This window comes from Methylobacterium frigidaeris, assembly GCF_022179185.1.
GTDB lineage: Bacteria > Pseudomonadota > Alphaproteobacteria > Rhizobiales > Beijerinckiaceae > Methylobacterium > Methylobacterium frigidaeris.
In genome coordinates, this window is the sequence record NZ_BPQJ01000005.1 from 276,792 (window position 1) to 303,137 (window position 26,346).

20 protein-coding genes and 1 tRNA gene are annotated in these 26,346 nt (G+C 67.8%); 19 read left to right on the top strand and 2 right to left on the bottom strand.

The genetic code is table 11. The annotated features are described in order from the left end of the window. Positions 1-61: 61 nt before the first annotated feature. Positions 62-784, bottom strand: coding sequence for a sigma-70 family RNA polymerase sigma factor (locus MFF64_RS07930; protein WP_099906848.1), 723 nt, complete (start codon positions 782-784; stop codon positions 62-64). Positions 785-1,142: 358 nt separating this feature from the next. After that, positions 1,143-1,340: a hypothetical protein gene (locus tag MFF64_RS07935; protein ID WP_099906858.1), complete on the bottom strand. Its 198-nt coding sequence runs from the start codon at positions 1,338-1,340 to the stop codon at positions 1,143-1,145. 433 nt (positions 1,341-1,773) lie between these two features. On the opposite strand from MFF64_RS07935, the gene pstS reads away from it, so the two are divergent. The 19 genes from pstS to fusA all read left to right on the top strand — a co-directional run bounded on the left by pstS (position 1,774) and on the right by fusA (position 26,189). After that, complete coding sequence (pstS, locus tag MFF64_RS07940; protein ID WP_099906850.1) at positions 1,774-2,814, top strand: phosphate ABC transporter substrate-binding protein PstS; 1,041 nt, start codon at positions 1,774-1,776, stop codon at positions 2,812-2,814. Between the two features lie 218 nt (positions 2,815-3,032). Further along, positions 3,033-4,010: a phosphate ABC transporter permease subunit PstC gene (pstC, locus tag MFF64_RS07945; RefSeq protein WP_099906851.1), complete on the top strand. Its 978-nt coding sequence runs from the start codon at positions 3,033-3,035 to the stop codon at positions 4,008-4,010. Between the two features lie 26 nt (positions 4,011-4,036). After that, entirely contained in the window at positions 4,037-4,954 is a 918-nt protein-coding gene (gene pstA / locus MFF64_RS07950; protein WP_099906853.1) for a phosphate ABC transporter permease PstA, read from the top strand. Between the two features lie 26 nt (positions 4,955-4,980). Continuing rightward, complete coding sequence (pstB, locus tag MFF64_RS07955) at positions 4,981-5,793, top strand: phosphate ABC transporter ATP-binding protein PstB (protein ID WP_238190328.1); 813 nt, start codon at positions 4,981-4,983, stop codon at positions 5,791-5,793. Positions 5,794-5,876: 83 nt separating this feature from the next. Continuing rightward, positions 5,877-6,596 (top strand): phosphate signaling complex protein PhoU, encoded by a 720-nt coding sequence (gene phoU / locus MFF64_RS07960; RefSeq protein ID WP_099903968.1) that lies wholly within the window; start codon positions 5,877-5,879, stop codon positions 6,594-6,596. Positions 6,597-6,665: 69 nt separating this feature from the next. After that, a complete protein-coding gene (gene phoB, locus MFF64_RS07965; RefSeq protein WP_099903966.1) occupies positions 6,666-7,367 on the top strand; it encodes a phosphate regulon transcriptional regulator PhoB in 702 nt (233 codons plus the stop codon). A gap of 730 nt (positions 7,368-8,097) precedes the next feature. Then, a tRNA-Trp gene (locus MFF64_RS07975) sits at positions 8,098-8,174 on the top strand. Between the two features lie 200 nt (positions 8,175-8,374). Next, complete coding sequence (secE, locus tag MFF64_RS07980) at positions 8,375-8,683, top strand: preprotein translocase subunit SecE (RefSeq protein ID WP_099903964.1); 309 nt, start codon at positions 8,375-8,377, stop codon at positions 8,681-8,683. Positions 8,684-8,750: 67 nt separating this feature from the next. Continuing rightward, entirely contained in the window at positions 8,751-9,284 is a 534-nt protein-coding gene (nusG, locus tag MFF64_RS07985) for a transcription termination/antitermination protein NusG (RefSeq protein ID WP_099903970.1), read from the top strand. A gap of 179 nt (positions 9,285-9,463) precedes the next feature. Beyond that, complete coding sequence (gene rplK, locus MFF64_RS07990) at positions 9,464-9,913, top strand: 50S ribosomal protein L11 (RefSeq protein ID WP_048430287.1); 450 nt, start codon at positions 9,464-9,466, stop codon at positions 9,911-9,913. 12 nt (positions 9,914-9,925) lie between these two features. Further along, positions 9,926-10,633 (top strand): 50S ribosomal protein L1, encoded by a 708-nt coding sequence (rplA, locus tag MFF64_RS07995; RefSeq protein WP_099906872.1) that lies wholly within the window; start codon positions 9,926-9,928, stop codon positions 10,631-10,633. Positions 10,634-10,831: 198 nt separating this feature from the next. Beyond that, complete coding sequence (locus MFF64_RS08000) at positions 10,832-12,448, top strand: B12-binding domain-containing radical SAM protein (RefSeq protein WP_099906874.1); 1,617 nt, start codon at positions 10,832-10,834, stop codon at positions 12,446-12,448. Between the two features lie 507 nt (positions 12,449-12,955). After that, the gene (rplJ, locus tag MFF64_RS08005) at positions 12,956-13,489 is read left to right on the top strand and encodes a 50S ribosomal protein L10 (protein ID WP_099906876.1); all 534 of its coding nucleotides are present in this window, start codon (positions 12,956-12,958) and stop codon (positions 13,487-13,489) included. Between the two features lie 51 nt (positions 13,490-13,540). Continuing rightward, positions 13,541-13,918, top strand: coding sequence for a 50S ribosomal protein L7/L12 (rplL, locus tag MFF64_RS08010; protein WP_060849032.1), 378 nt, complete (start codon positions 13,541-13,543; stop codon positions 13,916-13,918). 274 nt (positions 13,919-14,192) lie between these two features. After that, positions 14,193-18,317, top strand: coding sequence for a DNA-directed RNA polymerase subunit beta (rpoB, locus tag MFF64_RS08015; protein ID WP_238190330.1), 4,125 nt, complete (start codon positions 14,193-14,195; stop codon positions 18,315-18,317). A gap of 132 nt (positions 18,318-18,449) precedes the next feature. Continuing rightward, a complete protein-coding gene (rpoC, locus tag MFF64_RS08020; protein WP_238190332.1) occupies positions 18,450-22,655 on the top strand; it encodes a DNA-directed RNA polymerase subunit beta' in 4,206 nt (1,401 codons plus the stop codon). 440 nt (positions 22,656-23,095) lie between these two features. Then, a complete protein-coding gene (rpsL, locus tag MFF64_RS08025; RefSeq protein ID WP_048429408.1) occupies positions 23,096-23,467 on the top strand; it encodes a 30S ribosomal protein S12 in 372 nt (123 codons plus the stop codon). Between the two features lie 121 nt (positions 23,468-23,588). Next, on the top strand, positions 23,589-24,059 hold the full coding sequence (gene rpsG / locus MFF64_RS08030; RefSeq protein WP_099906230.1) for a 30S ribosomal protein S7: 471 nt from the start codon (positions 23,589-23,591) through the stop codon (positions 24,057-24,059). Positions 24,060-24,113: 54 nt separating this feature from the next. Beyond that, positions 24,114-26,189 carry an elongation factor G gene (gene fusA / locus MFF64_RS08035; protein WP_099906232.1) on the top strand — a complete coding sequence of 692 codons (2,076 nt, stop codon included), beginning with the start codon at positions 24,114-24,116 and terminating at the stop codon, positions 26,187-26,189. Positions 26,190-26,346: the final 157 nt, after the last annotated feature.

A 26,346-nucleotide genomic window follows, 5' to 3' on the forward strand; every position in this document is an offset into this window, starting at 1 on the left:
GCGCTGTCATCGATGGAGCCGCCAGGGGTGGACGATCCCGCCGCCGTCGGGCGTCGGCGGCTCAGACGCCCTCGCCCATGGCCGATTGCATCATCCGATCGCCGGTCAGGTCGTCGTCGCCATAGCCGAGGAGTTCGGCCAAGCGGTTGCGGGCGCGGTTGACCCGGCTCTTGATCGTGCCGATCGCGACGCCGCAGATGCCCGCCACCTCCTCGTAGGACAGGCCCTCGGCGCCGACCAGGATCAGCGCTTCGCGCTGGTCCGGCGGCAGCTTGGCGAGGCCGGCGCGCAGGTCCTGCACGTCGAGGCGGTGGCCCTGGTCGGGGGCGGTGAACAGCCGCGCCGCGTAGGAGCCGTCCTCGTCCTGCACCTCGCGCATCCGCTTGCGCTGCTCGGAATAGAAGGCATTGCGGAGGATGGTGAACAACCAGGCGTTCAGGTTGGTGCCGGGCTGGAAGCGGTGCTGATTCTGCCAGGCGCGCAGGATCGTGTCCTGGACGAGGTCGTCGGCCCGGGCGGCGTTATTGGTGAGCGAGAGCGCGAAGGCGCGCAGGGACGACAGGGCGGCCAGCATGCCCTCGCGGAATTCCGGCTCGACGGCGCGCCCCTGGGCGGCCAGGGCCGCCTCAAGCCGCTCGATCAGGGCGAGGAACACCTCCGGCGTCGCGGCGGTCTCGAGGGGTGCGTAGGCCGCGCGCAGCTGGTGGCCGAGATGACGCTGGACGGTCGGGGGCAGGCCGGGCTTGGATTCGGAGCTGAGGATGGGATTGTCGGTGGACGCCATGCGACTCTCACGTTCTGAAGCGGGGAGGGCGGGGCGGCGGCACTCTGACGGACCGCTCGCTCGGACACCTCTGTTGGATACCCCGCCGTAGCTTCCTGGAGGGGGAAGTGGGGCGCGCCGCGCGCCTGTCGACGCGCGCATCGCCGCGGGCGAAGGGCGAGGTCAGGAGCGCCGCATCCGGTTCCGCACCGCACTCTCGCTCCGCACCTCGTCGCATCGCATCGCCGCCGCTCCCGTCACTCCGCCGGCCGCGCGGCCGTACGGCGCCCGGGCCGATGGGCCGGGTCGCCAGGGGCAACGGCTTCGTACTGCTCAGGTTCCCTGGGCGGTCGTCGCAGGCTCGCCCGGTGGTCGTGCCCTACCAGGTGCGGGCGCCGGGCTGGCTCCGGTACTCGGCCGCGCGGATGCGGGTCATGAGGCGGTCCAGCTCGGCCAGCAGGGCCGCCTCCTCGTCCTGCGCGGCGGCGACCGCGGCCGGATCGGTGAGGTAGAGGCGTTCCTGCTCGGCCCTGGCGAGGCGCTGCTCCAGCTCCGTCCGCTCGGCGTGGAGAGCCATCAGCTCCCGGCGCCCCGGATCGTCCGGGCGATCAGGCTCCCGGGGTCCCCCGGTCCGATTTCCCTCGATCATCGTGTTGAGGTTATGCACAACGGCTCGTCCTGTCGGCATGGTCGCGGGCTCGACGGCCTGCGCTGGTTCAGACTCTCAACGCACAAGAGGCTCGGAACGTCGCATTCGGCCGGCGCTTGTCAGCCAAGTGCCTCCGTTCATCCCGGGCCTCTGTCATCCAGTTGTCACGGGATCGTCATAGGGCGGCGTCGCACCGGGCTTATCCCTCGCGGCGCGGCGGACGCCTGGCAACGATCGGGACACGATCCGGCGCAGCCCGGGGAGACCGGTCGCGTCCTCACCGGCCGTCGATGGGCAGGATGCGGGGCGGCGACGTCGCTCCCGCATCGTGCCGGACCGATCCGAACACGGAGAGATACCAGTGAAGCCCTTCTCCTACGCGCTCGCCATCGGGCTCGCGACCGCCCAGATCGCGACCTCGGCGCTCGCCCTCGACATCACGGGCGCCGGCGCCACCTTCCCGTTCCCGGTCTACTCGAAGTGGGCCGAGGCCTATCGCAAGGAGACCGGCAACGGCCTGAACTACCAGTCGATCGGCTCGGGCGGCGGCATCAAGCAGATCCAGGCCAAGACCGTCGATTTCGGCGCCACCGACGCGCCGCTGAAGGGCGAGATCCTGACCAAGGACGGTCTGGTCCAGTTCCCGACCGTGATGGGCGGCGTCGTCCCGGTGGTGAACATCGCCAGCGTCAAGACCGGCGAGGTGAAGCTCACCGGCGAGGTCCTGGCCGAGATCTACCAGGGCAAGATCAGGAAGTGGTCCGACCCGAAGATCGCCAAGCTGAACGAGGGCGTGAAGCTGCCCGACGCCCCGATCACCCCGGTCTACCGGTCCGATGCGTCGGGCACCACCAACATCTTCACCACCTACCTGTCGGACGTGTCGCCGGCCTGGAAGTCCGAGTTCGGCGCCTCGACCACGGTCAGCTGGCCGGCCGGCCAGGGCGGCAAGGGCAACGAGGGCGTCACCGCCGTCGTCAAGCAGGTGCCGAACGCCATCGGCTACGTCGAGTACGCCTACGCCAAGCAGAACAACCTGCCGGTCGCCCTGATCCAGAACAAGGACGGCCAGTACCCGATGCCGGGCGACGAGGCGTTCCAGGCCGCGGCCGCCAACGCCGACTGGAAGGCCGCCCCGGGCTTCGGCATCTCGCTGACCAACCAGGCCGGCGCCAAGGCGTGGCCGATCACCGCCGCGACCTTCATCCTGGTCCACAAGAACCCGGCCGATGCGGCCCGCACCGCCGAGGTGCTGAAGTTCTTCCGCTGGGCCTACAAGAGCGGCGACAAGATGGCCAACGACCTCGACTACGTGCCGCTGCCCGACAAGGTCGTCGGCCAGGTCGAGGACGAGTGGAAGACGGTCGTCGGCAAGGACGGCAAGCCCGTCCTCGGCATGTAATCGAGACGGTCCGATCTGAGACCCGGGAGGGCGGGACCGTCCCGCCCTTCCTCTTTCCGCCGGCGCAGGATGCGCCCGGCCGGGTCCCCGCACCCGGCCGGGCCGCTCCCGGGCCCGCGCGGCGCTTGAGGAAAGCCGAGATCCCGCCGCCGGATCGCGTCCGACTCGCCTCGATCCGCCGAGCGCGCTAGAGGCCGCTCACTCCAAGGGAAACCCGGATGGTCGCGTTGTCTGAGAACGTCGCTGTGGCGGCGAGGCCCCAAGTCGCCCGCCGCGCCGCCCCAAGCCCCGTGGGCGATCGCCTCTTCCGCGGCGCCGCCCTCGCCTCGGCGCTGCTGGTCCTGCTGGTGCTGGCCGGCATCCTCGCCTCGATCGCCTATGGCGGGTGGCCCGCCTTCCAGACCTTCGGGCCCGGCTTCCTCGTCTCGGGCGCCTGGAACGTCGGGCGCGAGGAATACGGCGCGCTCGTCGCCATCATCGGCACCCTGGCCTCGGCGGTCCTCGCCCTCGTCATCGGCGTGCCGATCTCGCTCGGGGTCGCGATCTACCTCACCCAGCTCTGCCCCGGCTGGGCCCGCCGCCCGGTCGCCATGACGATCGAGCTGCTCGCCGCCGTGCCGAGCATCATCTACGGCATGTGGGGCCTGTTCGTCTTCGCGCCGCTCTTCGCGCGCTTCGTGCAGATCCCGGTCTCGAACCTCGTCGAGGGCATGCCGATCGTCGGCACCCTGTTCTACGCCCAGGTGCCGTCGGGCGTCGGCGTGCTCACCGCCGGCATCATCCTGGCGATCATGATCGTGCCCTTCGTCGCCTCGATCACCCGCGACATGCTCGACCAGATCCCGACGGTGCTCCGCGAGAGCGCCTACGGCATCGGCTGCACCACCTGGGAGGTCGTGCGCCACGTGTTGATCCCGCAGGCCTCGGTCTCGATCATCGGCGCGATCATGCTGGGCCTCGGTCGGGCGCTGGGCGAGACGATGGCGGTCACCTTCGTGATCGGCAACGCCAACCGCCTCTCGGCCTCGATCTTCGATCCTGGCTCGACCATCGCCTCGCGCATCGCCAACGAGTTCAACGAGGCCGACGGCCTGCAGCTCAACGCGCTGATGGCGCTCGGCTGCATCCTGTTCATCGTCACCTTCATCGTGCTCATCATCGCCCGGCTGCTGGTGCGCCGCGCGAAGGTGGCCTGACCTTAGCACCCGCAGGACGCTTCCCGATGAACGCCTCCCCCGCCGCGGTCGCAGGCCCCACCCCGACCGCACCCGCACGCCCGGCCCCTGCGGAATGGGGCCGGGTCCGCGCCAGCCGGCGCTCGGCCGACAAGGTTCTGATCGTCGCCTGCACGCTGGCCACGATCCTCGGCGCGATCGTGCTCGGCTCGATCCTGCTGATGCTCATCATCGAGGGCGTGCGCGGCTTCTCGCCGGCCCTGTTCACCCAGGTCACCCCGGGCCCCGGCTCCGAGGGCGGCGGCATCGCCAACGCGATCCTCGGCAGCCTGGTGATGACGGCGCTCGGCATCGTGGTGGCGACCCCCGTCGGCGTACTCGCCGGCACCTACCTCGCCGAGTACGGCCGCACCTCGCCGCTCGCCAACCTGATCCGCTTCCTCAACGACATCCTGCTCTCGGCGCCCTCGATCCTGATCGGCCTGTTCGTCTACACCCTGATGGTGCGGCCGATGGGCGGCTATTCGGGCTGGGCCGGCGGCGTGGCGCTCGCCATCATCGCGACCCCGGTGATCGTGCGCACCACCGAGGACATGCTGCGCCTGGTGCCCGGCACCCTGCGCGAGGCCGGCGCGGCGCTGGGCGCGCCGCTCTCGATCGTGATCCGCAGCGTCACCTGGCGGGCGGCGCAGTCCGGCATCGTCACCGGCGTGCTGCTGGCGCTCGCCCGCATCGCCGGAGAGACCGCGCCGCTGCTCTTCACCGCGCTCAACAACAATTCCTGGTTCAGCCCGAACCTGATGGGCGGCGTCGCGAACCTGCCGGTGATGATCTACCAGTTCGCGCTCTCTCCTTATGAGAACTGGCGCCAGCTGGCCTGGGCCGGCGCGCTCCTCATCACCGTCACCATCCTGGGCCTGTCGATCGTGGCCCGTCTCGTCCTGAGCGGCCCGAAGGGGCGCTGACCCACATCCTGCCCGGAGACACACCGATGAGCGCCATCGCCACCGCCGCGCCGGTCGTGGGCCAGAGTACGGCCGACGAGTCCGCCGCCGTCCGCCTCGCCGTGAAGGACCTCAGCTTCTACTACGGCGACTTCAAGGGCCTGAAGAACATCAACCTCGACTTCCTCGACCGACAGGTCACGGCGCTGATCGGGCCGTCGGGCTGCGGCAAGTCCACCCTGCTGCGCACCTTCAACCGGATCTACAGCCTCTACCCCGAGCAGCGCGCCGAGGGGCAGATCCTGCTCGACGGCCGCAACATCCTGGATCCGTCGATCGACCTCAACGAGCTGCGCGCCCGGGTCGGCATGGTGTTCCAGAAGCCGACCCCGTTCCCGATGTCGATCTACGACAACATCGCGTTCGGCATCCGGCTCTACGAGCGCCTCGGCAAGGCCGACCTCGACAACCGCGTCGAGGAGGCCCTGCGCAAGGGCGCGCTGTGGGATGAGGTGAAGGACAAGCTCAAGCAGTCCGGCATGGGCCTGTCGGGCGGCCAGCAGCAGCGCCTCTGCATCGCCCGCACGGTGGCGCAGCGCCCGGAGGTGATCCTGTTCGACGAGCCGACCTCGGCCCTCGATCCGATCTCGACCGGCCGCATCGAGGAGCTGATCGAGCAGCTGCGGACCGAGTTCACCATCGCCATCGTCACCCACAACATGCAGCAGGCGGCGCGCATCTCGCAGTTCACCGCCTTCATGTATCTCGGCGAGCTGATCGAGTTCGGGCCGACCAACCGGCTGTTCATGAACCCGTCGAAGCGCCAGACGCAGGACTACATCACCGGCCGGTTCGGCTGAGGTCCAGACCGTCGTCGCGCCGGGCGGGCCGATTCCGGACCGGCCCATGTCACAAGCTCCACCTCATCGCGGGGAGTCGCATCATGTCGAGCCACATCGTCACCTCCTACGATCAGGAGCTGCAGAACCTGCGGCGCAGCATCGCCGAGATGGGCGGCATCGCCGAGAAGATGGTGGCCGATTCCGGCCAGGCGCTCCTGCGCCGCGACGCCGGCCTCGCCCAGGCGGTGATCGCCGCCGACCAGCGCCTCGACGGGCTGCAGCGCGAGATCGAGGAGAAGGCGATCCTGCTGATCGCCCGCCGCCAGCCGATGGCGATCGACCTGCGCGAGACGATCTCGGCGATCCGCGTCTCGGGCGACCTCGAGCGCATCGGCGACCTCGCCAAGAACGTCGCCAAGCGCGTCGTCGCCATCGCCGATCAGGTCCAGCTCCAGAAGATCGTCGTCGGCGTGGAGCACATGAACGAGCTGGTCCAGGGCCAGCTCAAGGACGTGCTCGACGCCTATGCCACCCAGGACACGGTCGTCGCCCTCGACGTCTGGGCCCGGGACGGCGGCATCGACGCGCTCTACACCTCGCTGTTCCGCGAGCTCCTGACCTACATGATGGAGGATCCGCGCAACATCACGTTCTGCACGCACCTCCTGTTCTGCGCCAAGAACGTCGAGCGCATCGGCGACCACACCACCAACATCGCCGAGACGATCCACTACCTCGCCACCGGCGAGACGCTTCCGACCGATCGTCCGAAGAACGACCGCTCGAGCTTCGCCACCCTCGATCCCCAGCCGGAGGCCTGACCGATCGGTCCGCCCCGGGCGTCGAGCCCGGCGCGGGCCCCCTCCGGTCCCCCGCCCGAAGTGCCCCGCATGAGTACCCGCATCCTGATCGTCGAGGACGAGGAGGCCCTGACCCTCCTCCTGCGCTACAACCTCGAGGCCGAGGGCTTCGAGGTCGACGCCGTCGCCCGGGGCGACGAGGCGGATATCCGCCTGCGCGAGCAGGTGCCCGACCTCGTCCTCCTCGACTGGATGATGCCCGGCCTGTCCGGCATCGAATTGTGCCGGCGCATCCGCGCCCGCCGCGAGACCGAGCGGCTGCCGGTCATCATGCTCACGGCCCGCGGCGAGGAGGGCGACCGGGTGCGGGGGCTGGCCACCGGCGCCGACGACTACATCGTCAAGCCGTTCTCGGTGCCGGAGCTGCTGGCGCGGGTCCGCGCGCTCCTGCGCCGGTCCAAGCCCGCCCACGTCGCCGACCTGCTCGTCGCTGGTGACATCGAACTTGACCGGGTCAGTCACCGCGTCCGCCGCGACGGCCGTGAGCTGCATCTCGGCCCGACCGAGTTCAAGCTGCTCGAGTTCCTGATGCAGAGCCCGGGGAGGGTCTTCTCCCGCGAGCAGCTCCTCGACGGCGTCTGGGGCCACGACGTCTACATCGACGAGCGCACCGTCGACGTGCATATCGGCCGCCTGCGCAAGGCGATCAACCGCGGCCGCGACGCCGACCCGATCCGCACCGTGCGCGGTTCGGGCTACTCGTTCGACGAGATGTTCGCACCGGAGCCGTGAGAGGCTGGTACCGGTAGCAGGGCAGGACGTACTTGCGGTTGTCTCGCACGACTGGGCCCGTACGCCGGGCGCGACGCGCCACACGGTCCGCCTGATCGCCCTGCAGCGCGGCAAGCCCTACGTGCCGCGCTCCAAGAGCGGCCCGAGAGATGCCGCCGGCCCGGGCGAGGCGGCCAGCCGACCACAGATGCACGCCACTGCCGGTCCAAGGTGGCTGAGAGGCCCTTCATCTCGGGCGGGACACCACTCGGCCGTAGGCCTCGCGCTCGCCCGCCAGTTCCCCGACGCGACGGCGGGTCGGTGCGGGCCGAGATCAGGCGGCCGCCGTTGACGCGGATCCGCAGCGTCTAGGCCTGGATCCGGCCGAGGGCCTGGCCCGCCAGCCCGGCCATCAGCACGAGCATCACCGCGAAGCTGCCGATCAGCTTGGCGCGGATCGCGATCCTGTCCGGCAACGCGATGCATCCTTGTGGAATGAGAGAGGTTTACCTCGTTGCCGTCGACGATTCTACGGGTCGCCTCAAAAGATCGTCGATATGCCTTGCTGCGAAGGTAATCGCGTAAGCTGCGTCCGGAACGCATGTTCGCGCCTCGAAGACCGTCGCGGGCGGGAAGCTCGTGCCGGCCGAGGCCGGCGACGGGCACCGGAGCACGCGAGAGGGCTTCAGCAACATTCCGCTTGCATCCGGGCCGGGGATCCGGCTAGAGAGCGGTCGCGCCGCGGCGCTGCAGGAGTGTAGCTCAACTGGTCAGAGCACCGGTCTCCAAAACCGGGGGTTGGGGGTTCGAGTCCCTCCACTCCTGCCAGGGACCGCGAGCCGACCGGAGCCTCCGCCCTCACCGGCAGATCTCTCCGAACAACAATCCGTCCGGGACAGTCGACAAGTGCAGGCAACTGCGCTAGACGCTGCGCCCATCCCAGATCGAACAGGCGGCTATGCGGGCCGGGGGTGATCCTTCAGGCTCGCGCGCCGCCGTTGGTTTCGAGCGCATCGGTTGTCCGAGCCATGGCATCGAACGAAGCGACGAAGAAGATGGACCTCGGGCGCAACGCCTCCCGCAGCACCCCGCCGACCCGCGGCGGCGGCTCGACGCCGACGCCGCCCGTGCGTCCGGTGCAGAAGCGGGTCGGTCCGTTCGAGTTCCTGCAGCAGGTGCGCGACGAGGGCCGGAAGGTCACCTGGCCGACCCGCAAGGAGACCCTGGTCACTACCCTGATGGTCTTCGTCATGGTGGTGGTGGCGAGCGTGTTCTTCACCGTCGTCGACCAGGTGCTGCGCTACGCTGTGACGCTGGTGCTGGGCATCGGGGCCTGATCGAGCCGCAAGACCCGGCCGAGCCGGCCCGAAACGTCGGGGCCGCCGCCGGATTGGAGTGAACGCCGTGTCGAAGCGCTGGTACATCGTCCACGCCTATTCGAACTTCGAGAACAAGGTCGCGCAGTCGATCAAGGACCAGGCGGCGCAGCGCGGCCTGACGGAGAAGTTCGACGAGGTCATGGTCCCGACCGAGAAGGTCGTGGAGGTGCGCCGCGGCCGCAAGGTCGATGCCGAGCGCAAGTTCTTCCCCGGCTACGTGCTGGTGAAGTGCGACCTCACCGACGAGGTCTACCACCTCATCAAGAACACCCCGAAGGTCACGGGCTTCCTCGGAGCCGACAAGTCGAAGCCGGTGCCGATCCCGGACGCCGAGGCCGAGCGCATCAAGGGCCAGGTCCAGGAAGGCACCGAGCGCCCGAAGGCTTCGATCGCCTATGAGGTCGGCGAGCAGGTCCGCGTCGCGGATGGCCCCTTCGCGTCCTTCAACGGCATCGTCGAGGAAGTCGACGAGAGCCGCTCCCGCCTCAAGGTGGCGGTCTCCATCTTCGGCCGGGCGACCCCGGTCGAGCTCGAATACGGTCAGGTCGAGAAGCTCTGATCGTCACCGGCGGATCGTTTCGGGACTCGCACGGGGCGCGGCAGCGCGCCTCGTCGTCGCCGTTCCGGAAGATCCGCCTCTCACCCGCGGAAGGCCCGCCCGGCACGCCTCCGGGAGCCCGGGCCGCACCGCGACCTGCAACCGCCCTCGAGAAGTAGGGCTACTCTGGGAGCAGTCCCATGGCGAAGAAGATCACGGGCTACGTGAAGCTTCAGGTCCCGGCCGGCGCCGCCAACCCGTCGCCGCCGATCGGTCCCGCGCTCGGTCAGCGCGGCCTCAACATCATGGAATTCTGCAAGGCCTTCAATGCGAAGACCGCGCAGATCGAGAAGGGCACCCCGATCCCGGTGATCATCACCGCGTATCAGGACCGCTCCTTCACCTTCGAGATGAAGCAGCCCCCGGTCTCCTTCTTCCTGAAGAAGGCCGCCGGTCTGAAGATCGGCAAGAAGCCGGCCTCCGGCTCGAAGACCCCCGGCAAGGGCGCGCCCGCCGGCAAGGTCTCCGAGGCGCAGATCCGCGAGATCGCCGAGAAGAAGATGCCCGACCTGAACTGCGATTCGGTCGATTCCGCCGTTGCCATGATTCGCGGCTCCGCCCGCGCCATGGGCCTCGAGATCACCGCGTAAGGGGAGGGCGACATGGCAAAGACAGGCAAGCGCATCCGCTCCGCCCGCGAGGGCATCGAGGTCACCAAGCTCTATCCGCTCGCCGACGCGGTGAAGCTGATCAAGGAGCGGGCCAAAGCCAAGTTCGACGAGACCTTCGAGGTCTCGATGAACCTCGGCGTCGACCCCCGCCACGCCGACCAGATGGTCCGTGGCGTCTGCAACCTGCCGAACGGCTCCGGCCGGACCGTGCGGGTGGCGGTGTTCGCCCGCGGCCCGAAGGCCGACGAGGCCCGGGCCGCTGGCGCCGACATCGTCGGGGCCGAGGACCTGCTCGAGACGATCCAGGGCGGCACGATCGACTTCGATCGCTGCATCGCCACTCCGGACATGATGCCGCTGGTCGGCCGCCTCGGTAAGGTGCTGGGCCCGCGCGGCCTGATGCCGAACCCGAAGGTCGGCACCGTCACCATGGACGTGAAGGGCGCCGTCGCCGGCGCCAAGGGCGGCTCGGTCGAGTTCCGCGTCGAGAAGGCGGGCATCGTCCACGCCGGTATCGGCAAGGTCTCGTTCGACGAGCAGAAGATCGTCGAGAATATCCGCGCCTTCGCGGACGCGGTCGCCAAGGCCAAGCCCGCCGGCGCCAAGGGCACCTACATCCAGCGCATCGCCGTCTCCTCGACGATGGGCCCGGGTGTGAAGGTCGATCCCTCGAGCGTGCTGGTCGCCGCCGGCGCCTGACGCCGACGCGACTGTCGCGGTGACGACCTGAAGCGCCCGGTCCGGCAACGGACCGGGCGCTTCGCATGTCGGGGATTGGTGCTGTCGTGACCACCACCCGACGTCGCGGCAACACGGCTGCCGGCCCGCTGCCGCAGCGCGGCGAAAACCTAACGCGACGGGGCAGCCTTCCGGCGACGCTGTGCTAGATATGGCGCCATGCGCAGCACCGTCCCGGTCTCCTCCTCGCGACGCATCCTCTGCGTCTTCCCCGCCTACACGCCCTCGTTCGGCACCTTCTCGCACGCCTATCCGCTGATGGGCGGCGTGAAGGCCTTCATGCCGCCGCAGGGGCTGCTCGTGATCGCCGCCTACATGCCCGAGGCATGGGAGGTAAGGGTCATCGACGAGAACATCGCTCGGGCGAGGCCCGAGGATTTCGCCTGGGCCGACGCGGTGTTCGTGTCGGGGATGCATATCCAGGAGGGCCAGATCCACGAGATCGGCCGGCGCGCCCACGCCGCCGGCAAGGTCGCGGTCCTGGGCGGTCCCTCCGTCTCCGGCGCACCGGAGAAATACCCGGACTTCGACTACCTCCATATCGGCGAGATCGGCGACGCCACCGACGCGCTGATCCGGCGCCTCGACGAGACCGTGGCGGTGCCGGACGAGCCGGAGCGGTTCGAGACCAAGGACCGCCTCGGCCTCTCAGACTTCCCGGCCCCGGCCTATGAGCGCGTTCCGCTCAAGCGCTACCTCATCGGCTCGCTGCAATTCTCCTCCGGCTGCCCCTATCGCTGCGAGTTCTGCGACATCCCGCAGCTTTATGGCCGCCAGCCGCGGCTCAAGACCCCCGAACAGCTCTGCGCCGAACTCGACGCGATCATCGCCCAGCCGGCCCACCCGGCGGTGGTCTACTTCGTGGACGACAACTTCATCGGCAACCGCAAGGCGACGCGGGAGATGCTGCCGCACTTGGTGGAGTGGCAGAAGCGGAACAACTACCCGCTCCAGTTCGCCTGCGAGGCGACGCTGAACATGGCCAAGCAGCCCGAGATCCTCGAGCTGATGCGCCAAGCCAACTTCATGACGGTGTTCGTCGGCATCGAGACCCCGGAGGCCGACGCGCTGAAGGGCATCGACAAGACCCACAACGCCGCCGTGCCGATGTACGAGGCGATCGAGACCCTGAACTCCTACGGGCTGGAGGTCACCTCCGGCATCATCCTGGGCCTCGACACCGACACCGACCGCTCCGAGCAGAACCTGATCGACTTCATCGACAAGTCGGCGATCCCGGTCCTCACCATCAACCTGCTCCAGGCCCTGCCGAAGACCCCGCTATGGGACCGGCTCGAGCGCGAGGGACGGCTCGTCCACGACGCCAGCCTCGAATCGAACGTGCTGTTCAAGCGCCCCCACGACGACGTGGTCGGCTCCTGGCGCCGGGCCATCGCGCACGCCTACTCGCCCGAGCAGCTGTTCGAGCGTTTCACGCGCCAGTGCGACGTGACCTATCCGAACCGGATCACCACGCCGACCTCGGCCAAGCTGACGCTGACCAACCTGCGCCGCGGCCTGATTCTCGGCTTCAACATCCTGACGCGGGTCGGACTGTTTTCCGACTACCGCAAGCCGTTCTGGCGCGCCGCCGGCTACGCCCTCAAACGTGGGCAGATCGAGGCGGTGTTCAACATGGGCTTCGTCGCCCACCACCTGATCCGCTTCACCCGCGAGGCCCTGCGCGGCGAGCACAACGCCTCGTTCTACGCGGCCCAGGACAAGGCGAAGGCCGAGGCCGCCGCGAGGAGGGCAGGAGCCCAGCAGGCGGCGTGATCGCGAAGCGCTCACGGAAAATCGATCCCTGCGACCGAATTTCCCCTTCCTGGGCACTTGGCAGGCCGCTTGCACGCCGCTATAGACCCGGCTCCACGTTTCCGAGATCGAAAGGATTCGGCCGACCGGCCGGTCCTTGAGAGAGGTCCCCGGGCCACCGGGTGACCAGAGTGGCCGGAAGGGCTCAGGGGGAAACCCCTCGCGCCCCGTCCGGCCATGTCCTGTCCGAGACTGCAGGCGCCGGCATCCGCCGGCTTAAACCGCAAAGCCTGCACAGACGGGGAAGACCGAGTTTCACCGCCTCAACGGCCTCATCGAGGCCGGCGGGGCGTCGGTTTGAACCATCTCGCCCGAGGCGAGGGACTTGATCGGTCCTTGGCATCGGGGGCAGGGCCGTGAAGCGTCGTTCAGGACGTCGCGGTCTTCCCGTGAAGGCCCCGGCTCATCCTGGGCGGCAAATGCAACCGGCGGGGCCCATCCGGGTTCCGCCAACCGGAGAGAGCCAAGGTGGACAGAGCAGCAAAAGCTGATCTCGTCGCGACGCTCAACGGGGTGTTCGCGAACACCTCCGTCGTCGTCGTGGCCCACTACAAGGGCCTCACGGTCGCCGACATGCAGAAGCTGCGCTCGCAGATGAAGCAGGCCGGCGCCACCGTGAAGGTCGCGAAGAACCGCCTCGCCAACATCGCTCTCGAAGGCACGGACGTCGCCTCCATTCAGCCCCTCCTGAAGGGCCCGACCCTGCTCGCCTATTCGAGCGATCCGGTCGCGGCCGCGAAGGTGGCGGTGGACTTCGCCAAGGCCAACGAGAAGCTGGTCATCCTCGGCGGAGCCATGGGGACGACCGCCCTGAACCCGGACGGCGTGAAGGCTCTGGCCTCGCTACCGTCCCTCGACGAACTGCGCGCCAAGCTCGTGGGCCTTGTCCAGGCTCCCGCGACCAAGATCGCTCAGGTCGTCAACGCGCCGGCCGCCAAGCTCGCGCGCGTGTTCGGGGCCTATGCCAAGACCGGCGACGCCCAGACCGACGAAGCGGCCTAACGGGCTGTTCGAGACCAAACCGTTCAAACCGACAACATCAGGAAGTGAAAAATGGCTGATCTTGCCAAGCTCGTCGACGACCTGTCCTCGCTGACCGTTCTCGAGGCTGCCGAGCTCGCGAAGATGCTCGAGGAGAAGTGGGGCGTCTCGGCGGCTGCCGCCGTCGCCGTCGCTGCCGGCCCGGCCGGTGGCGCCGCTGCCGCCCCCGTCGAGGAGCAGACCGAGTTCACCGTCGTCCTCGCTTCGGCCGGCGACAAGAAGATCGAGGTCATCAAGGAGGTCCGCGCGATCACCGGCCTCGGCCTCAAGGAGGCCAAGGACCTGGTCGAGGGCGCTCCGAAGCCGGTCAAGGAGGGCGTGTCCAAGGACGACGCCGCCAAGCTCAAGGCCCAGCTCGAGAAGGCCGGCGCCAAGGTCGAGCTCAAGTAAGGCGATGGCGGGCCTTCCGGCCCGCATCGTGCTCCGGACCCGGCCTCGGCCGGTCCGGGGCCACCAGCCCGCGGGCCTCGCGCTCGCGGGCTATGGTCGCTTTAAGCGCACCCCCTCGGGATCCGGGGCATGGATCACCATATACGTTTTCGAGAGTTGCGGGCGGCCGGTGCACGGGCGGCCCGCGCGGTCCCAGGCAGGTCTGATGCGGGCTCGATTCGGCCAGCGTCCCACCGGGGCCGTATAAGCGGTGGATGAGGAGCGAGGTCAACCCATGGCCAACACGCTGGTCGGTCGCAAGCGCATTCGCAAGTTCTTCGGCAAGATTCGGGAAGTCGCCGAGATGCCGAACCTCATCGAGGTCCAGAAGGCGTCCTACGACCAGTTCCTGATGGTGGACGAGCCCGAGGGCGGCCGCGCCGACGAGGGCCTGCAATCGGTCTTCAAGTCCGTTTTCCCGATCTCCGACTTCTCCTCGACCGCGCTCCTCGAGTTCGTCAAGTACACCTTCGAGCAGCCGAAGTACGACGTCGACGAGTGCCGTCAGCGCGGCATCACCTTCGCGGCCCCGCTGAAGGTGACCCTGCGGCTGATCGTGTTCGATGTCGATCCCGATACCGGCGCCAAGTCGGTCAAGGACATCAAGGAGCAGGACGTCTACATGGGCGACATGCCCCTGATGACGGAGAACGGCACCTTCATCGTCAACGGCACCGAGCGCGTCATCGTCTCGCAGATGCACCGTTCGCCGGGCGTGTTCTTCGATCACGACAAGGGCAAGACCCACTCCTCGGGCAAGCTCCTGTTCGCGGCGCGCATCATCCCGTATCGCGGCTCCTGGCTCGACGTCGAGTTCGACGCCAAGGACATCGTGCACGCGCGCATCGACCGCAAGCGCAAGATCCCCGTCACCTCGCTGCTCTTCGCGCTCGGCCTGGATGGCGAGGAGATCCTCTCGACATTCTACAACCGCGTCACCTACAGCCGTGACGGGCGCGACTGGCGCGTGCCCTACGACGCCGAGCGGCTGAAGGGCTTCAAGGCCTCGACCGACCTGATCGACGCCGATTCCGGCGAGGTGGTGCTGGAGGCCGGCAAGAAGCTGACCGCGCGCGCCGCCCGCCAGATCGCCGAGAAGGGCGTGAAGGCCCTGCGCGCCACCGACGACGACCTGGTCGGCCAGTACATCGCCGAGGACATGGTCAACTACAAGACCGGCGAGATCTACGCCGAGGCCGGCGATGAGATCAGCGAGAAGGTCCTGAAGGGCCTCTCCGACGTCGGCATCGAGGAGATCCCGGTCCTCGACATCGACCACGTGAACATCGGTCCCTACATCCGCAACACGCTGGCGGTCGACAAGAACTCGGCCCGCGAGGGCGCGCTGTTCGACATCTACCGGGTGATGCGTCCGGGCGAGCCGCCGACCCTCGAGACGGCGGAGGCGATGTTCCACTCGCTGTTCTTCGACGCGGAGCGCTACGACCTCTCGGCCGTCGGCCGCGTGAAGATGAACATGCGCCTCGACCTCGACGCCGCCGACACCGTGCGGACGCTTCGTCGCGAGGACATGCTGGCGGTCGTCAAGGCGCTGGTGGACCTGCGCGACGGCAAGGGCGAGATCGACGACATCGACCATCTCGGCAACCGCCGGGTGCGCTCGGTCGGCGAGCTGATGGAGAACCAGTACCGGCTGGGTCTCCTGCGCATGGAGCGCGCCATCAAGGAGCGGATGTCGTCGGTCGACATCGACACCGTGATGCCGCAGGACTTGATCAACGCGAAGCCCGCGGCGGCCGCTGTGCGCGAGTTCTTCGGCTCGTCGCAGCTGTCGCAGTTCATGGACCAGACCAACCCGCTCTCCGAGGTGACGCACAAGCGCCGCCTCTCGGCGCTGGGCCCGGGCGGCCTGACCCGCGAGCGCGCCGGCTTCGAGGTGCGCGACGTGCACCCGACCCACTATGGCCGGATCTGCCCGATCGAGACGCCGGAAGGCCCGAATATCGGCCTGATCAACTCGCTCGCCACCTTCGCCCGGGTGAACAAGTACGGCTTCATCGAGACCCCGTTCCGCCGCGTGCGCGACGGCGTGGTCACGGACGAGGTCGCCTACCTGTCGGCGATGGAGGAGGCGAAGTACTACGTCGCCCAGGCCAACGCCCAGATGGACGAGAACCGCAAGCTCACGGAGGACCTCGTGGTCTGCCGGCGGGCAGGCGAGGTGATCGTCGTCGGCCCCGAGCGGGTCGACCTCATGGACGTGTCGCCGAAGCAGCTCGTGTCGGTCGCCGCGGCGCTGATCCCGTTCCTCGAGAACGACGACGCCAACCGCGCGCTGATGGGCTCGAACATGCAGCGCCAGGCGGTGCCGCTCGTTCGCGCCGACGCGCCCTTCGTCGGCACCGGCATGGAGGCGGTGGTCGCGCGTGACTCGGGTGCTGCGATCGGCGCCCGGCGCGCGGGCGTCATCGACCAGGTCGACGCGACCCGTATCGTCATCCGCGCCACCGACGAGGCCGACGCCTCGAAGCCCGGCGTCGACATCTACCGGCTGCAGAAGTTCCAGCGCTCCAACCAGTCGACCTGCATCACCCAGAAGCCGCTCGTGCGCGTCGGCGACGTGGTGAAGAAGGGCGACATCATCGCCGACGGTCCCTCGACCGAATTCGGCGAGCTGGCGCTCGGCCGCAACGTGCTCGTCGCGTTCATGCCCTGGAACGGCTACAACTTCGAGGACTCGATCCTGCTCTCCGAGCGGATCGTGAAGGATGACGTGTTTACCTCGATCCACATCGAGGAATTCGAGGTGATGGCCCGCGACACCAAGCTCGGGCCGGAGGAGATCACCCGCGACATCCCGAACGTCTCGGAGGAGGCGCTCAAGAACCTCGACGAGGCCGGCATCGTCTATATCGGCGCCGAGGTCCACGCGGGCGACATCCTGGTCGGCAAGATCACCCCGAAGGGCGAGAGCCCGATGACGCCGGAGGAGAAGCTCCTGCGCGCCATCTTCGGCGAGAAGGCCTCGGACGTGCGCGACACCTCCCTGCGGGTGCCGCCGGGCGTCACCGGCACGATCGTCGAGGTGCGGGTGTTCAACCGCCACGGCGTCGACAAGGACGAGCGTGCCCAGGCCATCGAGCGCGAGGAGATCGAGCGTCTCGCCAAAGACCGCGACGACGAGCAGGCGATCCTCGACCGCAACACCTATGCGCGGCTCGGCGACCTTCTGGTCGGCCAGTCGCCGGTCGCCGGCCCGAAGGGCTTCAAGAAGGAGACCACGCTCACCCGTGAGCTGCTGGCGGATTACCCCCGCTCGCAGTGGTGGCAGTTCGCCGTCGTCGAAGACCGTCTCATGACCGAGATGGAGGCGATGCAGAAGCAGTACGACGAGTCGAAGAAGCGCCTCGAGCAGCGCTTCCTCGACAAGGTCGAGAAGCTGCAGCGCGGCGACGAGCTGCCCCCGGGCGTCATGAAGATGGTCAAGGTCTTCGTGGCGGTGAAGCGCAAGATCCAGCCCGGCGACAAGATGGCGGGCCGTCACGGCAACAAGGGCGTCGTCTCGCGCATCGTGCCGATCGAGGACATGCCGTTCCTGGAGGACGGCACGCACGCCGACATCGTGCTCAACCCGCTCGGCGTGCCGAGCCGGATGAATGTCGGCCAGATCCTCGAGACGCATCTGGGCTGGGCCGCCGCCGGCCTCGGCCGACAGGTCTCGCAGGCCGTGGACGCGTACCTGCGCACCCACGACGTCGAGCCCCTGCGCGAGCGCATGAAGGCGATCTACAGCGAGTCCGAGCTGGCCGGCCTCTCCGACCAGGAACTCGCCGAGGTCGGCAACAACCTGCGCCGCGGCGTCCCGATGGCCACCCCGGTGTTCAACGGCGCCAAGGAAGCCGACATCGAGACGATGCTGGAGATGGCGGGTCTCGACCGCTCGGGCCAGTCGACGCTCTATGACGGACGCACCGGCGAGCCCTTCGACCGCAAGGTGACAGTCGGCTACATCTACATGCTGAAGCTGCACCACCTGGTGGACGACAAGATCCACGCGCGCTCGATCGGTCCTTACTCGCTCGTCACCCAGCAGCCCCTGGGCGGCAAGGCGCAGTTCGGCGGCCAGCGCTTCGGCGAGATGGAGGTGTGGGCCCTCGAGGCCTACGGCGCCGCCTACACGCTGCAGGAGATGCTGACGGTGAAGTCCGACGACGTCGCTGGCCGTACAAAGGTCTACGAGGCCATCGTGCGTGGCGACGACACCTTCGAGGCGGGCATCCCGGAGAGCTTCAACGTGCTGGTGAAGGAGATGCGGTCGCTCGGCCTCAACGTCGAGTTGCTGTCCTCCAAGCGCGCTGCCAACGATCAGCTCGAGGCGCCCCCGGAGGCGGCCGAGTAGGCCCTTCCCGACACCGCCCATCGCGACAGCGGCGGGGCCCTCGCACGAGGGCCCCGGCCGCCAAACCCGTTTCATCAGACGGCGGCCGCCGACCCGGCCCTTCGCGGCGCCCCGTCAGCCAAGGAGCAGATCATGAACCAAGAGGTCATGAATCTTTTCAACCAGCAGGCTCAGCCTCAGAGCTTCGACCAGATCAAGATCTCGATCTCGTCGCCTGAGAAGATCCTGTCCTGGTCCTACGGCGAGATCAAGAAGCCCGAGACCATCAACTACCGTACGTTCAAGCCCGAGCGTGACGGCCTGTTCTGCGCCCGGATCTTCGGGCCGATCAAGGATTACGAGTGCTTGTGCGGCAAGTACAAGCGCATGAAGTACAAGGGCGTGATCTGCGAGAAGTGCGGCGTCGAGGTCACCCTCGCGCGCGTGCGGCGCGACCGCATGGGCCATATCGAGCTCGCTGCGCCCGTCGCCCACATCTGGTTCCTGAAGTCGCTGCCGAGCCGCATCGGCCTCCTGCTCGACATGGCGCTCAAGGACCTCGAGCGCATCCTGTACTTCGAGTCCTACGTCGTCATCGAGCCGGGCCTCACCCCGCTGAAGGAGCGTCAGCTCCTGTCGGAGGAGGAGTACCTGCGCGCGCAGGAGGAGTACGGCGAGGACTCGTTCACCGCGATGATCGGTGCGGAGGCGATCCGGCGCATCCTGCAGGAGCTGGACCTCGACAAGATCGCGGCCGACCTGCGCGAGGAGATCGCGACCACCACCTCCGAGCTGAAGCCCAAGAAGCTGCTCAAGCGCCTCAAGATCATCGAGGCGTTCCAGCTCTCGGGCAACCGGCCCGAGTGGATGATCCTGACCGTCGTGCCGGTGATCCCGCCGGATCTGCGCCCGCTCGTCCCGCTCGACGGCGGCCGCTTCGCGACCTCCGACCTCAACGACCTCTACCGCCGCGTCATCAACCGCAACAACCGCCTCAAGCGGCTGATCGAGCTGCGTGCGCCGGACATCATCATCCGCAACGAGAAGCGGATGCTGCAGGAGGCGGTCGATGCGCTGTTCGACAACGGCCGGCGCGGCCGCGTCATCACGGGCGCCAACAAGCGCCCGCTGAAGTCGCTCGCCGACATGCTGAAGGGCAAGCAGGGCCGGTTCCGCCAGAACCTGCTCGGCAAGCGCGTCGACTATTCCGGCCGTTCGGTCATCGTGGTCGGCCCGGAGCTGAAGCTGCACCAGTGCGGGCTGCCCAAGAAGATGGCGCTCGAGCTGTTCAAGCCGTTCATCTACGCGCGCCTCGACGCCAAGGGCTTCTCGGCCACGGTGAAGCAGGCGAAGAAGCTCGTCGAGAAGGAGAAGCCGGAAGTCTGGGACATCCTGGACGAGGTGATCCGCGAGCACCCCGTGATGCTGAACCGGGCGCCGACGCTGCACCGGCTCGGCATCCAGGCCTTCGAGCCGAAGCTGATCGAGGGCAAGGCGATCCAGCTGCACCCGCTGGTCTGCGCCGCGTTCAACGCCGACTTCGACGGCGACCAGATGGCCGTGCACGTCCCGCTGTCGCTCGAGGCGCAGCTGGAAGCGCGCGTCCTGATGATGTCGACGAACAACATCCTGCACCCCGCGAACGGCGCGCCGATCATCGTGCCGTCGCAGGACATCGTGCTCGGCCTGTACTACCTGTCGATCGTCGCCGACGGCTCGCCGGGTGAGCACAAGCCGAACGACCCGAAGAACCCGATGAAGGGCGTGTTCGGCGATTTCGGCGAGCTGGAGCACGCGCTGGCGGCTCGCACCGTCACGCTGCACACCAAGATCAAGTGGCGCTGGAAGGGCCTCGATTCGGACGGAAACGAGGTCACCCGGATCTACGACACCACGCCCGGCCGCGTGATCCTGTCGAGCGTCCTGCCGCGCCACAAGCGCGTCCCCTTCGACGTCGTCAACAAGCTGATGACGAAGAAGGAGATCTCGGCGATGATCGACACCGTCTACCGCCATTGCGGTCAGAAGGAGTCGGTGATCTTCTGCGACCGGATCATGGGTCTGGGCTTCATCCACGCCTTCCGCGCCGGCATCTCGTTCGGCAAGGACGACATGGTGGTGCCGGACAACAAGTGGTCGATCGTCGACGAGACCCGCTCGCTCGTGAAGGACTATGAGCAGCAGTACCAGGACGGCCTGATCACCCAGGGCGAGAAGTACAACAAGGTGGTGGACGCCTGGGCCAAGTGCTCCGACCGTCTCGCCGGCGAGATGATGAACCGCATCTCGTCCGTGCAGAAGGACGAGCACGGCGCTGACAAGCAGGTCAACTCGATCTACATGATGAGCCACTCGGGCGCCCGTGGCTCGCCGGCGCAGATGAAGCAGCTCGCGGCGATGCGCGGTCTGATGGCCAAGCCCTCGGGCGAGATCATCGAGACCCCGATCATCTCGAACTTCAAGGAAGGCCTGGACGTGCTCGAGTACTTCAACTCGACGCACGGTGCCCGCAAGGGCCTCGCCGACACCGCGCTCAAGACCGCGAACTCGGGCTACCTGACCCGCCGCCTCGTCGACGTGGCGCAGGACGCGGTGATCCGCGAGACCGATTGCGGCACCGAGAGCGGCATCCGGATGCGCGCGATCATCGATGCCGGCCAAGTCGTGGCCTCGCTGGCGACCCGCATCCTCGGCCGCGCCACCGCCGAGGACCTCGTCGCCAATGACGGCTCGATCATCGTCGCCAAGGGCGAGACGATCGAGGAGAAGCACCTAGAGCCGATCACCAAGGCCGGCATCCAGGAGGTGAAGATCCGCTCGGTCCTGGTCTGCGCGACCCGGAACGGCGTCTGCGCCACCTGCTACGGGCGCGACCTCGCCCGCGGCACGCCCGTCAACATGGGCGAGGCCGTTGGCGTCATCGCGGCGCAGTCGATCGGCGAGCCGGGCACCCAGCTCACGATGCGCACCTTCCACATCGGCGGCGCCGCCCAGATCGCCGACTCGTCCTTCATCGAGTCGAGCTTCGAGGGCACGGTGAAGATCCGCAACCGCGGTCTCGCCCGCAACTCGGACGGCGACCTGATCGCCACCGGCCGCAACGTGGCGGTGGTGATCGTCGGGCCCGACGGCACCGAGCGGGCGGTCCATCGCCTGCAATACGGCGCCCGCGTCCGGGTGGACGAGGGCGACGCGATCAAGCGCGGCCAGCGCATCGCCGAGTGGGATCCCTACACCCGGCCGATCCTGACCGAGATCGACGGCATCGTGGCCTACGAGGACCTGATCGACGGCCAGTCGATCACCGAGACGACCGACGAATCGACGGGCATCGCCAAGCGCGTCGTCATCGACTGGCGCGGCTCGGCGCGGACGGCGGACCTGCGTCCGGCGATCGCGATCCACGACCAGAACGGCCGGGTGCAGAAGCTGCCGCGCGGCTCGGACGCGCGCTCGCTCCTGCCGGTCGAGGCGATCATCGGCGTCGATCCGGGCACCCGGGTCAAGGCCGGCGACATCCTCGCCCGCGTCTCGACCGAGAGCGCCAAGACCCGCGACATCACCGGCGGTCTGCCGCGGGTGGCGGAGCTGTTCGAGGCCCGTCGGCCGAAGGACGCGGCGATCATCGCCGAGAAGTCCGGCACGATCTCGTTCGGGCGCGACTACAAGAACAAGCGCCGCCTGAGCCTGACCCCGCATGACGGCTCCGAGCCGGTGGAGTACCTGATCCCGAAGGGCAAGCACATCCACCTGCAGGACGGCGACGTGGTCGAGCTCGGCGACTTCATCGTCGACGGCAACCCGGCGCCGCACGACATCCTGGCGATCAAGGGCGTGGAGGAGCTCGCTGCCTACCTCGTCAACGAGATTCAGGAAGTCTACCGGCTGCAGGGCGTGTCGATCAACGACAAGCACATCGAGGTCATCGTCCGGCAGATGCTGCAGAAGGTGGAGATCACCGACGGCGGCGATTCCGAGATCCTGACCGGCGACCAGATCGACCGGATGGAGCTGGCGGAGATCAACGAGCAGCTGCTCGCCGAAGGCAAGAAGCCGGTCCAGGGCGTCCCCGTCCTGCTCGGCATCACCAAGGCCTCGCTGCAGACCCGCTCGTTCATCTCGGCGGCGTCGTTCCAGGAGACCACCCGCGTCCTCACCGAGGCGGCGGTCAACGGCAAGGTCGACAACCTCGAAGGTCTGAAGGAGAACGTCATCGTCGGCTCGCTGATCCCGGCGGGCACCGGCGCGATGATCGCCGACATCAAGTCGATCGCCCGCCGCCGCGATGGCCTGATCATGGCGCAGAAGTCGGCCGAGAGCGGCGCGGCTTTGGCCGAGCAGCTCCCCGCCGCCGAGTAGGGCAGGGGACTTGCCCGGCGGGCGCCCGCGCCTGCCGGACCCGGGAAGAAAGAAGGCCGGCGCTCCCTCCCGGGGCGCCGGCCTTTTCGCGTAAGCAGCCAAGCTTTAAAGGAAAGTTTCCGCTTGACGGCTGAGGGATGAGCCCGTAATAGGCCCTCCTACTGAACGGCTGGCCGTAGGCGACAGCTGATCGACGTGCCCCTCGTGCCTCGATCCAAGTCTCCTAAACGCGACCGAACTTCAACCGACTGACACGTGTCAGACCGGCATGATCGCTGGGGCTTGCTCCCGGTGGTCCTCTGCTCGCATGGCGCGCCAAAGGCTGGTTTCAGCCTGGGGCGCGATTTGCGTTGCGCTTCTTGCCCGAAGCGACGGTCGTTCAGACGAGATTTTAGAAAACGACGGTCGCCAGGACGGCGACGCGTTGCGAGAGGAATGGCATGCCGACGATCAACCAGCTGATCGCCAATCCGCGGAAGGCGCAGAAGGCCCGCAACAAGGTGCCGGCCCTCGATGCCTGCCCGCAGAAGCGCGGCGTCTGCACCCGCGTCTACACCACGACCCCGAAGAAGCCGAACTCGGCGCTTCGTAAGGTCGCCAAGGTCCGCCTGACCAACGGCTTCGAGGTCATCGGCTACATCCCGGGCGAGGGCCACAACCTTCAGGAACACTCCGTGGTGATGATCCGCGGCGGCCGCGTGAAGGATCTTCCGGGCGTGCGCTACCACATCCTGCGCGGCGTGCTCGACACCCAGGGCGTCAAGAACCGCAAGCAGCGTCGCTCGAAGTACGGCGCCAAGCGTCCGAAGTAAGCGAAAAGCGGACTGGTACTACCGATCGCCTGTCCCGCAAGGATGTCGCCGACCGCATGGTTCCAGGCGGCCTGCGCGGGGCACAACAGTTGATTTTTAGAGCTTAAAGACGGAGCGAGCGATGTCCCGCCGCCACAGCGCCGAGAAGCGCGAGATCATCCCCGACGCCAAGTACGGCGACGTCGTCCTCACCAAGTTCATGAACTCGGTGATGTACGAGGGCAAGAAGTCGGTCGCCGAGAACATCGTCTACGGCGCGTTCGACATCATCGAGGCCCGGGCCAAGGCGAACCCGATCGAGGTGTTCCGCGCCGCCCTCGACAACGTCGCCCCGGCGATCGAGGTCCGGTCCCGCCGCGTCGGCGGCGCGACCTACCAGGTCCCGGTCGAGGTCCGCACCGAGCGCCGTCAGGCGCTGGCGATCCGCTGGCTGATCCAGGCCGCCCGCTCGCGCAACGACCGTACCATGGTCGAGCGTCTCTCCGCCGAACTGCTCGACGCCGCCAACAACCGCGGCAACGCCGTGAAGAAGCGCGAGGACACCCACCGGATGGCCGAGGCCAACCGGGCGTTCTCGCACTATCGCTGGTAAACGCCGCTTCACCGCCGCCTCGCCGCGGCGGCACCCCTCTTCAGGAGCCCCCCGATGCCCCGCACGCACGCGATCGAGGACTACCGCAACTTCGGCATCATGGCCCACATCGATGCCGGCAAGACCACGACGACCGAGCGGATCCTCTACTACACCGGCAAGTCCCACAAGATCGGCGAGGTCCATGAGGGCGCCGCCACCATGGACTGGATGGAGCAGGAGCAGGAGCGTGGCATCACGATCACCTCGGCTGCGACCACCTGCTTCTGGCGCGACAAGCGCCTGAACATCATCGACACCCCCGGCCACGTCGACTTCACCATCGAGGTGGAGCGCTCGCTCCGCGTGCTCGACGGCGCGGTGTGCGTGCTCGACGGCAACCAGGGCGTCGAGCCGCAGACCGAGACGGTGTGGCGCCAGGCCGACAAGTACGACGTGCCGCGCATCGTGTTCGTCAACAAGATGGACAAGATCGGCGCCGACTTCTTCAAGTGCGTGGCCGACATCATCGACCGCGTCGCCGGCAAGCCGGTCTGCCTGCAGCTGCCGATCGGCGCCGAGAGCTCGTTCAAGGGCGTCGTCGACCTGATCAAGATGAAGGCGATCGTGTGGTCGGGCGAGGCGCTCGGCGCCAACTACTCCGAGGAGGAGATCCCGGCCGACCTCGCCGACCAGGCTGCGGAGTACCGCACCAAGCTGGTCGAGGCCTGCGTCGAGATGGACGACGACGCGATGGCGGCCTACCTCGACGGCACCGAGCCGGACGAGGACACCATGCGCAAGCTGGTGCGTACGGCCGTGCAGCGTCGCGCCTTCCACCCCGTGATGTGCGGGTCGGCGTTCAAGAACAAGGGCGTGCAGCCCCTGCTCGACGGTGTCGTCGACTACCTGCCGTCCCCCGCCGACCGCGGCGAGATCAAGGGCATCGACTTCAAGACCGAGGAAGAGGTGGTCCGCCGCCCGCTCGACTCCGATCCCTTCTCCATGCTCGCCTTCAAGATCATGGACGACCCCCACGTCGGCACGATCACCTTCTGCCGCGTGTACTCGGGCAAGATCGACTCGGGCGCGAACGTCATCAACTCGACCCGCGATAAGAAGGAGCGGGTCGGCCGCATGCTCCTGATGCACGCGAACAACCGCGAGGACATCAAGGAGGCGTTCGCCGGTGACATCGTGGCGCTCGCGGGTCTGAAGGACACCCGCACCGGCGACACGCTGTGCGACCCGACCAAGGCCGTGATCCTCGAGAAGATGGAGTTCCCGGAGCCGGTCATCGAGATCGCCGTCGAGCCCAAGTCCAAGGCGGACCAGGAGAAGCTCGGCATTGCGCTCTCGAAGCTCGCCGCCGAGGACCCGTCCTTCCGGGTCTCCACGGACCAGGAGTCGGGCCAGACCATCCTGAAGGGGATGGGCGAGCTCCACCTCGACATCAAGGTCGACATCCTGAAGCGTACCTACAAGGTCGAGGCCAATATCGGCCAGCCGCAGGTGGCGTACCGGGAGAAGCTGACCAAGCGCACCGAGATCGACTACACCCACAAGAAGCAGACCGGTGGTACCGGCCAGTTCGCGCGGGTGAAGTTCGTGGTCGAGCCGAACGAGCCGGGCGCCGGCTACGCGTTCGAGTCGAAGATCGTCGGTGGCTCGGTGCCGAAGGAGTATATCCCGGGCGTCGAGAAGGGCCTCAACAGCGTGCTGACCGCCGGTATCCTGGCGGGCTTCCCGGTGGTCGACATCAAGGTGGAGCTGGTCGACGGCGCCTACCACGAGGTCGACTCCTCGGCGCTGGCCTTCGAGATCGCCTCGCGGGCGGCGCTCCGTGAGGCTCTGCAGAAGGGTGGCTCGGTCCTGCTTGAGCCGGTGATGAAGGTCGAGGTCGTGACCCCGGAGGACTATACCGGCTCGGTCATCGGCGACCTGAATTCCCGGCGCGGCCAGATCCAGGGCCAGGATATGCGCGGCAACGCCAACGTCATCAACGCGATGGTGCCGCTCGCCAACATGTTCGGCTACGTGAACCAGCTGCGGTCCTTCACCCAGGGGCGTGCGAACTTCACGATGCAGTTCGACCACTACGAAGAGGTCCCGCGCGGCGAGGCCGAGAAGGTGGTTGCCAAGTACGCCTGATGAGGTTGGCCTGATCTCAGGCCGCCTCACAGCTTCGGTGCCCGCCACGGCGGGGATCAACCTAGACTAGAACGCACGCATTCGATCGACGGAGTTTTGGCGATGGCCAAGGAAAAGTTTTCGCGGACGAAGCCGCACTGCAACATCGGGACGATCG

What these genes read in the sequence shown, in the direction of transcription:
- MFF64_RS07935 (WP_099906858.1), bottom strand. Translation starts at nt 1,340, where the DNA reads ATGGCTCTCCACGCCGAGCGGACGGAGCTGGAGCAGCGCCTCGCCAGG.
- rpsG (WP_099906230.1), top strand. Translation starts at nt 23,589, where the DNA reads ATGTCCCGCCGCCACAGCGCCGAGAAGCGCGAGATCATCCCCGACGCC.
- rplK (WP_048430287.1), top strand. Translation starts at nt 9,464, where the DNA reads ATGGCGAAGAAGATCACGGGCTACGTGAAGCTTCAGGTCCCGGCCGGC.
- pstC (WP_099906851.1), top strand. Translation starts at nt 3,033, where the DNA reads ATGGTCGCGTTGTCTGAGAACGTCGCTGTGGCGGCGAGGCCCCAAGTC.
- rpsL (WP_048429408.1), top strand. Translation starts at nt 23,096, where the DNA reads ATGCCGACGATCAACCAGCTGATCGCCAATCCGCGGAAGGCGCAGAAG.
- phoU (WP_099903968.1), top strand. Translation starts at nt 5,877, where the DNA reads ATGTCGAGCCACATCGTCACCTCCTACGATCAGGAGCTGCAGAACCTG.
- MFF64_RS08000 (WP_099906874.1), top strand. Translation starts at nt 10,832, where the DNA reads ATGCGCAGCACCGTCCCGGTCTCCTCCTCGCGACGCATCCTCTGCGTC.
- rplL (WP_060849032.1), top strand. Translation starts at nt 13,541, where the DNA reads ATGGCTGATCTTGCCAAGCTCGTCGACGACCTGTCCTCGCTGACCGTT.
- fusA (WP_099906232.1), top strand. Translation starts at nt 24,114, where the DNA reads ATGCCCCGCACGCACGCGATCGAGGACTACCGCAACTTCGGCATCATG.
- rpoB (WP_238190330.1), top strand. Translation starts at nt 14,193, where the DNA reads ATGGCCAACACGCTGGTCGGTCGCAAGCGCATTCGCAAGTTCTTCGGC.
- pstA (WP_099906853.1), top strand. Translation starts at nt 4,037, where the DNA reads ATGAACGCCTCCCCCGCCGCGGTCGCAGGCCCCACCCCGACCGCACCC.
- rplA (WP_099906872.1), top strand. Translation starts at nt 9,926, where the DNA reads ATGGCAAAGACAGGCAAGCGCATCCGCTCCGCCCGCGAGGGCATCGAG.
- secE (WP_099903964.1), top strand. Translation starts at nt 8,375, where the DNA reads ATGGCATCGAACGAAGCGACGAAGAAGATGGACCTCGGGCGCAACGCC.
- MFF64_RS07930 (WP_099906848.1), bottom strand. Translation starts at nt 784, where the DNA reads ATGGCGTCCACCGACAATCCCATCCTCAGCTCCGAATCCAAGCCCGGC.
- rpoC (WP_238190332.1), top strand. Translation starts at nt 18,450, where the DNA reads ATGAACCAAGAGGTCATGAATCTTTTCAACCAGCAGGCTCAGCCTCAG.
- phoB (WP_099903966.1), top strand. Translation starts at nt 6,666, where the DNA reads ATGAGTACCCGCATCCTGATCGTCGAGGACGAGGAGGCCCTGACCCTC.
- pstB (WP_238190328.1), top strand. Translation starts at nt 4,981, where the DNA reads ATGAGCGCCATCGCCACCGCCGCGCCGGTCGTGGGCCAGAGTACGGCC.